Below are 13,667 nucleotides of genomic sequence, written 5' to 3' on the forward strand. Positions count from 1 at the left end.
AATATTAGCAAAGTAGTTTTACTTTGAGCTAATTTTTTGATAAAATTATAACGTAACTAGTTAAAAAGTATACTAGTTCTAGGAATAAATGTTATGAAATTTAAAAAGGTGTAAATAAAGATTTGAAAGAAGTGATCTTAAAGAAATAGTAAAATATTTCATAATATAAATTTTGGGGGTTAAACTTAAATATGTGATAAATATATGTAAAAAAAACTATTAACAAAAAAAACTTAACTATTTTATTTTTTGTTAAGTAAAAAAAGTGTTTTTAAAATTGGTATTTTACTGAAATAGCAAAATTAGAGGTTAAGCCACTTAAATCACCCACAACACCTATTTCTGGTTTATAGTCTAATGATAACAAAATAGGTGAATTAAAGTTGTACTCAATGCCAATAATTGCTGCTCCATATATCCCAATTCCATCCTCAGCAATAATTCCACTCCCTAAGCCGGCGTACCAATTAAATTGTTCTTCTAAAGCCCAAACCCATTCATATAAACCAGTAGCTTTAAAATTACTAAATTCATTAGCTAAACCTAAATCAATTTCTAATCGATTATTGCTTTTTAGAGCTTTTTGGTAAGAAATTTCAGCTCCAACACCATTTCCAGTTCCAAAACGTAAACCAATTGCATGATCAGAAATGTCTTGGGCATTAACTGTAAAAATGGCTGATAATAATCCAAAAACAAAGAATACTTTTTTCATGATTGTATTTATAAAGTTTTAAATTGCTACAAATTTAAGTAAACAATACTATTTAATTTGTTTAACTTTTCTAAAAATTGTAGAGACAATTAAACTTTTTTTTATACACCAATTAGTTGTTCATTTCATTTAAATAACAATAAAAAAGATGTTCTATTGATAGCAAGTTTAACTATGTTTTAATTGATTTAAAAGATGTAGTCTTATTTTTCAATTACATTAATTCTTTCACCTTTAGAATGACTACTAAATTCAGGTGCGTACATAGATTGTATGGTAGTAATTCCGTTACTAAAGTTACCAGCATTGTTAACCCTAACATCATATTCAAAAACATAAACTCCTTTTGGTAAATAGTCAAAAAAGAAATTAGTAGCTGCATCTTTTGTATTTTCATAATAGCCTAAATTGTCTTGCCATTTGTATTTAGAAAGTACATTTACGGGTTCTACACCTGAAGCTCTCATGTCTTTCATGTGAATGAATTCCATGTTTCTATCACTTTTTAGTTCAATTCTAACAGTAATTAAATCGCCAACTTTTAATTTTGTTTTTGTGTTAATTTCTTTTAACTCTTTCCCTGTATCAGAATTCACTTTTAAGAATAGTTTTTTATTTAATTTAAGAGGTGTTTCTGCGGATGAAATTTTATCTAAATCTTCAAAATACTGCCAGTATAAACCTCCCCAAGCAATTCCTTTATCTTTTTTATTGATGGTAACTTCTGCCATTTCTGGTTTTATTTCATCAGTATTCCAGGAGGTTTTAAAATAGCCAGTTCCAGCTTCAATTTTCATATCCTCCAATTTTGTAGCATCTATTTTTTTATCACCAATTGTAATATCTACCATTTCTGTAATAGAAATCCAATCGCTTCCGTTTAAAAGTAAAGCATATACAGCTTCAGTAGTTGCTTTGGTTGTTTTCCATTTATTTGTTTGCTTATTTTTTAGTAGCCAAATTTTTAAATTATCAATTGTTTTTGTGATGTTTTCTATTTCAGAAAAAACTTCTATCATTAAAGCCTGTGTTTCTACGGGAGCTTGATAATAGTAATAACCAGCTGTATTGGTTTTCCAATACATACCTAATTCATCAGAAGTTATTGCGTTTTCTTTTAATGATTTTAAAATTTTGTTTGCACTAGTTTTCTTATCATTTCTAAATAATGATAAAGCAATTTGCCCTTTAGCATATAAATTATAGGTTTCCCAAAATTTTTCTGTTTGATTTTGATAATAGCTAACAGCACTTTTTAAATCATTATTCATAGAAATATCAGTATAAAAACTACGCATATATAAATACTGAATGATAAAATAATTGATGTTGTTTTTAGCTAGATACTTTTTATAATCAGCATCTCCTTTCTTTTTAGTTTTAGCGCTATTTTTTATTTTTTGAGCTCTTTTTAATAATTCTTGATAGTTTTTTAGCAATTTATTATCTAAGAAATTTACAGCTTTCTTAATCATTTTTTTTGTTGATGCATCAAAATTAACAACGCCTAATTTTTGCAAATGACCAAAACCTGTTGCAATATGTTGAGTAATAAAACTATTTGGATATCGCCCGCCTTTAAACCAAGGAAATCCTCCTGAATTCATCTGAATATCTTGTAATTTACTAATGGCTTTTTCCTGTTCGTTATTTATCTTATTTAAATCAAATAATAAGGCAATTCTTTTCTTTTGTTCCGTTTCTGATTGAGCATCTCTTAACCAAGGAGTTTCTTGAATAATCAACGATTTTAATTCTTGATTCTTTTCTAGATTAGAAAGTAAAGCATCAGAAGATTTCCATGCATTAAAAACTTCTTGAATTTTAGGGTTCGAATTTGCGATAAAGCTAGCTATAGTATTTGAGTAATATCTAGAGAAAGTTTGTTCTGCACATTCATAAGGATACTCCATTAAATAAGGTAAAGATTGAATTGCAGACCAAACAGGATTAGAGGTCATTTCTATTGTTAACTTATGGTTTTTTAAGGTTGATGAAGCATTATTTTTTAACTTATTTAACGTAAATATTTTGGTTTGATTAGATCTAATAAACATTGGTAATGTCTCTGTAACCAACATTCTGTTTGTTAAAACGGGCAATACATTTTGTTCTCCGTCAGAAAAATCGCCAGCTTTTGCTACAATTTTATATTGAATAGCTTGCACAGTTTCCGGAATTGCTAATTGCCAAGAAACACTTGTATTTCCATCTTTATCTACTGTAAAGTTTTTATTAGAATTTGTATTCTGTAATTCAACGTCTATTTCTTTTCCAGAAATAGCATCGGTTAAAATTAATTTTGCAAAACCAGATAATTGATTGTTTGTTAAATTAGTAATTTTAGCACTCAACGTAATTGTGTCTTTTTCGCGTAAAAAACGAGGTGCATTTGGCACAACCATTAATTCTTTTTGAGTAACTGTTGTTAATGTTTTTGTTGCCGATTTTAATTCGGTTGTGTGTGCTAATAATTGTAATTTCCATCTTGTTAATGCTTCTGGCATTGTAAAATTAAAACTTACTTTCCCATTTTTATCAGTTTTTAATTGAGGGAAAAAGAAAGCAGTTTCGTTAAAGTTTTTACGTGCTTTTACTTGAGATAATTCATTATTTAATTTTGCTTGACCAGATTTTGTTGTAATAATTATAACGCCATTCAAGGCTTTTGATCCATATAAAGAAGTTGCTGCTTCGCCTTTTAAAACGGATATTTCTGCAATGTTATTTTCATTGATAGAGGAAATATCACCTTTAAAAATAATACCATCAACTATATAAAGGGCTACATTATTTCCAGTTAATGAAGTATTACCTCTAATAGTTATTTCTGCTGGGCTTTCTAAAGCTATATCTTCACTTGTAGCTTGTATTCCAGCTACTTTGCCTCTCAAATGTTTAGATTCATAGCTTAATTTTTTTCTTTTTGAAGCTCCATAACCAACTACAACAACTTCATCTAATTGAGAAGTATCTTCTTCTAATTTTATATCCAAATTTGTTTTGTTTCCGACATGAATTTCTTTAGAATTAAAACCTAAATAGCTGAAAACTAAAACATCATCTTTTTTGATTTTTAGTGAGTAATTTCCATCAAAATCGGTTTCTGTACCAAAATTGGTTCCTTTAATTATGATAGAAACTCCTGGTAAAGGTCCAGATTCATCTTCAACAACACCCGTAATTGTTCCGTCAAAATCTTTTCTAATACGATTAATTTTATTTTTTAAATTTCTTAAATACTGTTGATTAACCCATCTATTACTATTTAAACTAAATCCAAACCAATTAAAAGTATCGTTATTTATTGATGGAAAAGCATAATAACTTCGGTGATTATTTTTGATATTAAAATAAGTATTATTAAAGCTTTTATTTGCATTGCTAACTCGATAAGAATTGTAGGTTGGTTTTGGGGCAATAGGATTAAATTGCCAATTATGAGATTTGAATTCATCTAAAGAAGCATCGTACATAGACGCTAAAACTTCAGCAGCAATTGCATCATTTTTATCGTTTTTAAATGTAAAGCTCCAAGTTTCATCTTGTCCTGGTTGTAATTTATCTCTAAAAATATTAGTTTCAATTTCTATACTTTCTTGTTTTTCAAAAACATTAATAGTTAAATTTCCACTTTCAAAATAATTGTAATTTACAAAGTGGTATTTAATAGCAAATCCACCAATATCTTCTTTGTTTACAGGTGCGTATATCGTTTTAATGTTGTTGTTTAATTTGATTAATTGAGTATCAATAATTTTATGATCCTTTTCAATTTGTAAAGTAACTGTTACGTTTTTAGAGGCAGAACCAATTTGTATTTCTACTTCATCATTAACATTATAAAATGTTTTATTTGTGTTGATTGTAAATAATTTATTGTCTGTAACTTCTTTTTCTTTGGATGAGAAAATTGAAAACCTTTTTTCGTCTTTTACTTCTTTATCAAACTTGTCTTTACTTTCTAAAACAATAATGTATTTTCCTGAAATCCAATTTTTATTGTTTTTTAAAATGATTTCTTGTGTTGTTGAAGTATCAAAATTTTCAGTAAAAATAAGTGCCCCTTTTTTCCAGTTTTTTTCGTCAGTTTCTTCTTCAGAAAAAGCTTCATTTGGAAATAATTTTCTGAATGTATCTTCAGAAATATCTTGATAATCTGGAATGTTCCAAGGCCTTTTTCTTAATGGTTTTTTTGGTGCTTGTAATTTGTAAATTTTTATGTTCCCTTTTGCTGCAACAAACTCGCCGTTTAAGTTTTTTGTATCAATTTTAATAACAGTTTTATCGTCTTTTGTATCAATTTTGTCATCCATAGAAATGGAAGCGATTAACGAATGATAACCTACTTTTACGGTAGTTGTTGCGCTACGGGTTTCACCATTGATGTCAGTAACATCAGCAGTTATTTCATAATTAAAGATGGGCAAACTTTTTTGATCACTGCTTTCATCTGGAATTGCTTTAAAGGTAATTTTAAACTCGCCTTTTTCATTGGTTTTTGTCTCTCCATTTGTAATTTCTTGAGCACTCGAATTCCTGTTTGGTCTTCTCCAATAATACCAATTTGGATATAATACTTTTCTATGTACTCTATACACTACTTTTGAGTCTGTAATATTTGCGCCCGAAAACGCTTTGGCAAAACCATTTACGATAACAGAATCATTTACTTTATAACTTTTTGTAATCGGCTTAAATTCAGTTTTAAATTTTGGTCTTTTGTATTCTTCTACAGAAAAACTAACACCATTGTCATAATCAAAATCTACATTGTTATAAAATTTGCTATCAAACTTAGAACTTTCATATACTTCAATAGAAAAATTACCCGTTAAACCGTTATTAGGTAAAATGAATTTACCTGCTGCAGACCCAAATTCATTCAATTTTAAATCTAAATTTTTTACCATTTGATTATTAGCATCAAAAAGAGCTATTTCAACATATTCGTTTTTAAAGACATCAGATTTATCTCCTTGTTTTTTAATTACAATAGTTTTAAAATAAACGGTTTGCCCGGGTCTGTATATGCTTCTGTCAGTAAAAATAAAAGGTTTTAAGACTGTGGTTTTGCTTTCTTCTTGGAGGTAATTTGTAGAGCTATAATTATAAAAATAATGATTCCCGAATGTAACAAAATCATTTTTAGTTGCTACAGTAATTGCAACGTTTCTGTAACTTTTTTTGCCTTTAAAAGAAGCAAAACCATTTTTATCTGTGGTTAGTTTTTTGTTGATGTAAAAATCTTCATTATTACTTTTATTTTTGAGGTGAATTCGAGCGCCTTTTATAGGTTCTCCAGTATCTCTATCAACAATTTGATAGTTGTATTTACCTTCAAAATCATTCTCTATTAAAGTTAAATTTGTAGCTTGTATGGCAGTTGTGCCATAAATGAATTTTTCTTGTAAATCATCTGTTTCTGAAGCAATAATTAAATAGGTTCCGTTTTTAAATTTTGGAATAATTACTTCTGTAGAATGTTCTAAATAATCACCTTCATTTCTTAATTGTTGGTCCCATCTTGTAACTTTTTCTAACTTGTTAATAAGTGCTTTTTTATCTTCAAATTTGTAAAGTCTATTAAAATTATGCAATATTTTTTGATCTATTTTATAAGCTGTAAAAAATAAATTTTCAACGTTTTTATAAGTAATTAAAGCTCTTGAGTTTTTGTCTATTGGAATGTATTTTTCTGCTTTAATTGAAAGTGTTTTTTCTTCTATTTGAGATTTTAAAATCAAACATTTTTTTGCACCTAAACTTTTAGGAAATTGTTTTATTGCATTATTACAAATATCAAGTGCTTTGTTGTTTTGAAAACTGTTCTTTTCTGATGTACTAAAAGTGGCCTGGTTTTTATAGATTTTAGCGATTTCAAAAGCATATAAACCGCTAGCTTCATGGTTTATGTTTTTCTCTTTTGATGACTTTAGTGTGGTTAGTAAAATTGCTAGTTTATTTTTAAAAGTAGCATGTTTATTTACAAAATTTAACCTTTCATTATCTATTAAAGTTAGTGCGTTTAGGTTGTTTTCTTTTTGATGAAAAACCAATAGTTTTTGATATACTTTTAGAGCATTTAATTGTAATGATAAATTATCTTTTGATGTAATTTTTAGTTTAGTAAAAGTTGAAATATCACTTAAAAAAACAGAATTATCTATTTTAAATTGATAAGCAGGTTTTGTTATAGATGTTTCTGAAGTTGTGTAAAAAGTTAAAGCGTTATTTGCTAAAAAGTCATACAAAGTAGGTTTGTATATTTTTGATGAATTTTGAATTTTTAAAATATCAAAAAAAGTTGCAATATTTATTTTTTGAAGTTGTTGATTGTTCTCTAAAGATGCACTATAGTTAGTATGAATTTCTTCAAAAAGTGTGTTTAAATCCCAGGTTCTAAAATCTACACTATTTACTTTTTCTTCTGTTTTGGTACGGTTGTAAAATTTGTATCTGTTTTCATTAAAATATTGCCAATACAAATTGGCTAATATATTTTCTAATACATTTTTTGTAGGAAACTTACTCTCGGAAATATGCTTTTTAAAGTTATTAACCACCTTTAATTGTGCATCTTCTTCAAGAATTAAAGAGAATTTACTTTGATAAAAAAGTGATTTAATAATTTGTGGAGAATTGTTTTCTAATTCAGCTTTTGTATATATATCATCAACAATTTTTATTGCCGATTTTGGTAATCCATCAACCTCTAATCTTTCAACTTTATCCCATAAGTTTTTATAGTTGTTTTGCGCTTTTAATTGAGTTGAAAATAGTGTAATCATAAATAGAAATAGTGTAATCTTTTTCATATAATAGTAACTTAGGTGTTATCAAAAGTCATTTAATTCTTATAAAAATACAATTCAAAATTAGTTATTCCTACATAATTTCAAGTAAAACTACTTTTTGAGTGAGTTTATTCTAAATTTTATCAGATTTGTGAGTAGCTTTTGTATTTTTACTTTTTAAATTTTTGTTGATGAACATACATTTTATAGCCATTGGCGGAAGTGCAATGCACAACTTAGCAATTGCATTACACCAAAAAGGATACCAAGTTTCAGGAAGTGATGATACAATTCACAATCCATCAAAATCTAGATTAGAAAAATATGGATTATTACCAGAAGAATTTGGGTGGTTTCCTGAGAAAATATCATCAGAATTAGATGTTATTATTTTAGGAATGCATGCAAAAAAAGATAATTCCGAATTGTTAAAAGCACAAGAATTAGGCTTAAAAATTTATTCTTATCCAGAATTTTTATATGAGCAATCTAAAGATAAGACCCGTGTAGTAATTGGAGGTTCTCATGGTAAAACAACCATAACTTCTATGATTTTACATGTTTTAAATTATCATGATAGAGCTGTAGATTATATGGTTGGTGCACAATTGGAAGGTTTTGAAACGATGGTGCATTTAACAGAGGAAAACGATTTTATTGTTTTAGAAGGTGATGAGTATTTGAGTTCTCCAATAGATATGCGTCCAAAATTTCATTTATACAAGCCAAATATAGCTTTGTTAAGTGGTATTGCTTGGGATCATATTAATGTTTTTCCAACTTTTGAAAATTATAAAGAGCAGTTTTCAATTTTTACTGATTCTATGATTAATGGTGGAAGCATGGTGTATAATGATGAAGATGAACATGTAAAAGATGTTGTGGTGTCATCCGAAAATCATATTAAAAAATACCCATATACAACCCCAAAACATTTTATAGAAAACGGAATTACCTATTTAGAAACTTCTGAGGGGAATTTACCTTTAGAAATTTTTGGTAAACATAATCTTCAAAATCTGGCGGGAGCAAAGTGGATTTGCCAACATATGCAAGTTGATGAAGATGATTTTTATGAAGCTATTGCTAGTTTTAAAGGAGCCAGTAAGCGTTTAGAGAAAATTGTAGAAAGTAATTCAACAGTAATTTTTAAAGATTTTGCACATTCGCCGAGTAAAGTTGCAGCAACTACTAAAGCGGTTAAAAATCAATATTCAGAAAGAGTAGTTTTGGCTTGTTTAGAGTTGCATACCTATTCTAGTTTAAATGTAGAGTTTTTAGCAGAATATAACGGGACGTTAGATTTTGCTGATAAAGCCGTTGTTTTTTATTCGCCTGATGCCGTAAAAATTAAACAATTAGAAGAGGTTACTGAGCAACAAATTGCAAATGCTTTTCAAAGAGACGATTTAATTATTTATACGAATCCGCAAGAATTTAAAGACTTTTTATTCAAACAGAATTTAGATAAAACAGCAGTTGTTTTAATGAGCTCTGGAAATTATGGCGGTTTAGATTTTGAAGAAGTTAAGAGTTTGGTTTAGGTTTTTTAAATCCTAATTGAATTAACTTTTCTTTTTGCCAATTTTTATCAGAAGTTCTTTTGATTAACCAATTTCTATAGGATTTGTTAAAGATTGATTTGTAAATAATGTTAAATCTTGATTTTATAAATAATTTTCTAGAGGTGTTTTTATATTTTTTTTTGCCTAAAGATTCATCTACTAAATGTCGCTTAAAAATTGATACATATTTTTTTGTTTCCTTATTTTCTTGATATTGTAAAGAATCAACTTTATTAAAAACTTCAAAACATAAAGCAAGAAAATTATTTAAAGGATTTTTTAGTTTATTAAATTGATTAAAAGCTTTTTTTGCTTCTGTCTTTTTAGATAGAAGAAAAACATCATAAGCATTTCTTAATGCGATGTTTTTAAAATGCATTCCTGAATCATTTATTTGTTTGGCGATTATTGATAAGCACAACTGATTTTGATAACTCATCACATTTACCTCATTAATTATTTGAGAATCAGTTTTGATGTAATCATAATTAAATTCATCAGCAAAGTTTTCAATTAATAACTCTTTATGAATTTCAAGTGCTCCAATTTTATCTTTATGTATCAGTCTTGATAGGTGTCTATGGTCGTTAAGTTGATCTATATGGGCTGAGTAACTGTTTTCTTTTAAGATATTAAAAGATTTTAGGGAATGATTTTTATTTACTATAAAATCAATATCACCCACCATGCGCTCAGCAATATCTTCATACAAACCTTCTAATAAACTACCAGTCCCTTTTAAGAAAATAGGAGTGATATTATTGTCTAATAAAAGGGTGTTAATTTCTTTAGCTTGGTCAATTATTTGTTGATTTCTTTCACGGTTTAAATCCGTAATATGAATCATGTAATTCACTAATTCTTTAGGTAGATAATGAAGAAAATTAGCGCGTTTTAAATTACAATACAAAGCAGGAAATACATAATGTGCAGTACTTAATTTTACTACTGCATCCCAGTCAACATTTTCTGATTTTAAATGATCTTCAACTAAAATTTTATTACGATTTTCATGTGAAATTGTCAAACATTTCCCAATAAAAAATAAAGTTTCTTTATAAGTCATTATTAAAAATTTTGGAAACAGTTTCAATCATTTTTTGATTGTTGGAATAGGTTAATTGATAACAATTCAAATTTTCAAACCAATTTAAAAATATTTCTGCATTTTCTTTTATTGGTGATAACCAAGAATCAGGTATTAATTGCTGAAAAGCATCTATTTTTGAGATTTTTTCAAAAACAATATCCGATTCTTTTTCATACTTAATAAAAACTAAATCATTGCAAGGTAAATGTGTGTAAAAATTATCATTATTAGGTTTTAAAAAGCGTACAATCTTATTTAGACGTTTAAAATCATATTCAGTTGAAGTTGCGAGCTCAGGATAAATTGGTTGTAAAGTCTCTAAACTGTTTTTTTTGATTGAAATAGCTGCAGGAAAACTATACACTTCTCTATTTTTTTTATCCATTGGAACAAAATCATCAGCTAAACAAGTATATCCATTTGCTTGTAAAAGAGCGAGTGAGGTACTTTTTCCATTACCAGAATTACCTAAAAATAATACTGATTTTTTGTCGTCACTTACAGCTGATGCATGAAAAACTCCCATCCATTCATTTTCTTCTTTTTGATGAATCTTCTGAATTAACTCCATAGAAAATTTTCCTTGAAAAAAATGCACTTCACTACGACTCCAACTTCCAATAATAGTGTTGTCAACATATAAAAAGATATATTTATTGTTGATGAAAATTTCAAAATGAGAATCAAATTCTGTTGTATTATCAACAACTAAATGTGCAAATTTTGGATGTATATAAGATAATTCTTTTTCGCTTAAATAATCAATTCTAAAAACAATATCATTGATTTTGTAATAGTTTATAAATTTAAATTTTTCAGGTTTATTAATGTCTCTATAATCATTAGTTAAATTAGTGTTTGTAGCGTTTTTTTTATTATAAATTGTTTGTTCTAAATTTAAAACAAAATCTGTTGTTTTTTCTATAGGAACAGATAGTTTTTTAGATAGGGCTTCAGCAATTTTTTTTGCACTAATGCCTTTATCTAAACGTTTAATAATATCAGCTGTTGTGTTTTCAAGAATTAGATATTCATTACAGTTTTCAAACCAAGCTATGGTTTTATCCTCAATAATCTTATAAAGTGTTGTCGTTTTTTTCATAAAAAATAAAAGTAGTTATTTTGATAAGATAAATAAAATAAGATTTAATTTTTTATCTTTAAAGATAAAGGGTGTAAAAAGGTTTTCGTATTTTTGGAAATTGAAAAAGTAAATTTTTATTTTATAATTTACTTTAAAATTCAAATCTTAGAAATTTCTAAAATATTAATGGATAAATATAAAATTGCAATTATTGGTTTAGGCTATGTGGGTTTACCATTAGCAAGGCTGTTTGCAACTAAATATAATGTAATTGGTTTTGATATTAATCAAAATAGAATTTCGGAATTAAAAAAAGGGATTGATACTACACAAGAAGTTGATAATGTTTTATTAAAAACTGTAATAAAAGATAGTAATAATGAAGAGGATGGATTATTTGTAACATCAGATTCGAACAATTTGGTTAATTGTAATTGTTATATTGTAACTGTACCAACATCCGTAGATAAAAATAATCAACCAATTTTAATTCCTTTAATTACAGCTAGTAAAACAATTGCAAAATATCTGTCAAAAAATGATATTGTTATATATGAATCTACTGTTTACCCTGGCGCAACAGAGGAAGATTGTGTTCCTATTTTAGAACAAGAATCTGGTTTGGTTTTTAATCAAGATTTTTTTGTGGGGTATTCTCCTGAAAGAATTAGTCCTGGTGATAAAGTAAAAACAGTTGAAAATATATTAAAAGTAACTTCTGGTTCAACGCCAACAACAGCAATAAAAGTTGACGATTTATATAAGTCAGTTTTAAAGTTAGGTACGCATTTAGCACCATCTATAAAAGTTGCGGAAGCTTCAAAAATAATTGAAAACTGTCAAAGAGATATAAATATTGCCTTTGTAAATGAATTGGCTAAAATATTTAGCTTGATGGATATTAATACGAGTGAAGTTTTAAAAGCTGCTGGCACAAAATGGAACTTTCTTCCTTTTAAACCTGGTTTAGTTGGTGGTCATTGTATTGGGGTTGACCCATTTTATTTAGCGCAGAAAGCACAACAATTTGGATATTATCCAGAAATTATTTTATCAGGAAGAAGGTTAAATGATAGTATGGGAAATCACATTGCTTCAGAAGTTGTGAAGTTGATGATTGATAAAGAAGTAAAAGTAAAAGGAGCAAACGTATTAATATTAGGAATTACATTTAAAGAAAATTGTCCAGATATTAGAAATACCAAAGTAATAGATTTGTATCGTTCTTTACATAGTTTTGGGGTACAGATAGATGTATTTGATTCTTGGGCAAAAAAAGAAGAAGTTAAAGAGGAATACGATATTGATTTGGTAGATGATGCTTATCAAAAAAAATACGATGCTATCGTTTTAGCCGTTTCTCATAAGGAGTTTATTGATATTGATATTTCAAAATTAAAAAAGAAAGAATCTGTAGTTTATGATATCAAAAACTTTTTAGAAATAAAAGATAAAAGTTTGTAATGAAGAATTTTGCATTAATAGGAGCTGCAGGTTATATTGCTCCAAGGCATTTAAAAGCCATAAAGGATACTAACAATAATTTAATAGCAGCACTTGATAAGTTTGATAGCGTTGGGGTTATGGATAGTTATTTCCCAAAAGCTGATTTTTTTGTTGAGTTTGAGCGTTTCGATAGGCATATTGAAAAGATAAAAAGACAAGGTGTAAAATTAGATTATGTGAGTATTTGTACACCAAATTATTTACATGATGCTCATATTAGAATGGCGTTAAGAAGTGGGGCAGATGCTATTTGCGAAAAACCTTTAGTATTAAATCCGTGGAATGTTGATGCTTTGCAGGATATTGAGAAAGAATCTGGACAGAAAATAAATACGATTTTACAGTTAAGATTACATCCAAGTATTATCGCTTTAAAAGAGAAAGTTGAGAGTGAAAATAGAAATACAAAATATGAAGTAGATCTTACATATATAACTTCAAGAGGAAGGTGGTATGACATTTCATGGAAAGGAGATGAAAGTAAATCTGGTGGAATCGCGACAAATATTGGAATTCATTTTTATGATATGCTTTCCTGGATTTTTGGCGATGTTCAAGAAAATCATGTGCATTTAAAAGGTAAAACGAAGTCGGCGGGTTATTTGGAATTTGAAAAAGCAAGAGTTCGTTGGTTTTTATCAATTGATGAAAATGATTTGCCAAAAGAAGTTAAAGAATCTGGACAAAGAACATTTCGTTCTATAACTATTAATGATGAAGAATTGGAGTTTAGTAATGGCTTTACTGATTTACATACTGTTAGTTATAAAGAAATTTTAAAAGGAAAAGGTTTTGGTTTAGAGGAGGCTAAGAATTCAATTAATCTAGTCCATGATATTAGGAATAAAACTCAGGTTAACTCTGGGGAAAAACACCCTTTTCTAAAAAAATAATTAAACTATATTTGCAA

Annotated in this window: 7 protein-coding genes; 3 read left to right on the plus strand and 4 right to left on the minus strand. The window is 27.6% G+C overall.

Features of this window, described 5'->3' with window-relative positions:
• Positions 1 to 271 precede the first annotated feature (271 nt).
• Together Q0733_RS06140 and Q0733_RS06145 are read right to left on the minus strand one after the other, a co-directional pair.
• Positions 272 to 715, minus strand: coding sequence for a hypothetical protein (locus Q0733_RS06140; RefSeq protein WP_298780227.1), 444 nt, complete (start codon positions 713 to 715; stop codon positions 272 to 274).
• A gap of 203 nt (positions 716 to 918) precedes the next feature.
• Entirely contained in the window at positions 919 to 7,533 is a 6,615-nt protein-coding gene (locus Q0733_RS06145) for a carboxypeptidase-like regulatory domain-containing protein (RefSeq protein ID WP_298780230.1), read from the minus strand.
• 170 nt (positions 7,534 to 7,703) lie between these two features.
• Here Q0733_RS06145 and murC point away from each other — a divergent pair, with 170 nt between their 5' ends.
• Positions 7,704 to 9,056, plus strand: coding sequence for a Mur ligase family protein (gene murC, locus Q0733_RS06150; RefSeq protein WP_298780231.1), 1,353 nt, complete (start codon positions 7,704 to 7,706; stop codon positions 9,054 to 9,056).
• Here the strand turns inward: murC and Q0733_RS06155 are convergent.
• Both Q0733_RS06155 and Q0733_RS06160 read right to left on the minus strand, forming a co-directional pair.
• Positions 9,040 to 10,143 carry a nucleotidyltransferase family protein gene (locus tag Q0733_RS06155; protein WP_298780232.1) on the minus strand — a complete coding sequence of 368 codons (1,104 nt, stop codon included), beginning with the start codon at positions 10,141 to 10,143 and terminating at the stop codon, positions 9,040 to 9,042. The two genes, murC and Q0733_RS06155, sit on opposite strands and share 17 nt — an antisense overlap.
• Positions 10,133 to 11,269, minus strand: a complete 1,137-nt coding sequence (locus tag Q0733_RS06160; RefSeq protein WP_298780233.1) for a hypothetical protein — start codon at positions 11,267 to 11,269, stop codon at positions 10,133 to 10,135. The genes Q0733_RS06155 and Q0733_RS06160 overlap by 11 nt, the downstream gene beginning before the upstream one ends.
• Before the next feature lie 168 nt (positions 11,270 to 11,437).
• On the opposite strand from Q0733_RS06160, the gene Q0733_RS06165 reads away from it, so the two are divergent.
• Both Q0733_RS06165 and Q0733_RS06170 read left to right on the plus strand, forming a co-directional pair.
• Positions 11,438 to 12,715, plus strand: a complete 1,278-nt coding sequence (locus tag Q0733_RS06165) for a nucleotide sugar dehydrogenase (protein ID WP_298780236.1) — start codon at positions 11,438 to 11,440, stop codon at positions 12,713 to 12,715.
• Positions 12,715 to 13,650, plus strand: coding sequence for a Gfo/Idh/MocA family oxidoreductase (locus Q0733_RS06170; RefSeq protein ID WP_298780238.1), 936 nt, complete (start codon positions 12,715 to 12,717; stop codon positions 13,648 to 13,650). Before Q0733_RS06165 ends, Q0733_RS06170 begins: the two co-directional genes overlap by 1 nt.
• The last annotated feature ends 17 nt before the right edge of the window (positions 13,651 to 13,667 follow it).

It is taken from the genome of uncultured Polaribacter sp., assembly GCF_947500975.1.
GTDB lineage: Bacteria > Bacteroidota > Bacteroidia > Flavobacteriales > Flavobacteriaceae > Polaribacter.

Bases quoted from the DNA above. Each gene is read 5' to 3' on its own strand.
- Q0733_RS06140 (WP_298780227.1), bottom strand. From the start codon at position 715: ATGAAAAAAGTATTCTTTGTTTTTGGATTATTATCAGCCATTTTTACA.
- Q0733_RS06145 (WP_298780230.1), bottom strand. From the start codon at position 7,533: ATGAAAAAGATTACACTATTTCTATTTATGATTACACTATTTTCAACT.
- murC (WP_298780231.1), top strand. From the start codon at position 7,704: ATGAACATACATTTTATAGCCATTGGCGGAAGTGCAATGCACAACTTA.
- Q0733_RS06155 (WP_298780232.1), bottom strand. From the start codon at position 10,143: ATGACTTATAAAGAAACTTTATTTTTTATTGGGAAATGTTTGACAATT.
- Q0733_RS06160 (WP_298780233.1), bottom strand. From the start codon at position 11,269: ATGAAAAAAACGACAACACTTTATAAGATTATTGAGGATAAAACCATA.
- Q0733_RS06165 (WP_298780236.1), top strand. From the start codon at position 11,438: ATGGATAAATATAAAATTGCAATTATTGGTTTAGGCTATGTGGGTTTA.
- Q0733_RS06170 (WP_298780238.1), top strand. From the start codon at position 12,715: ATGAAGAATTTTGCATTAATAGGAGCTGCAGGTTATATTGCTCCAAGG.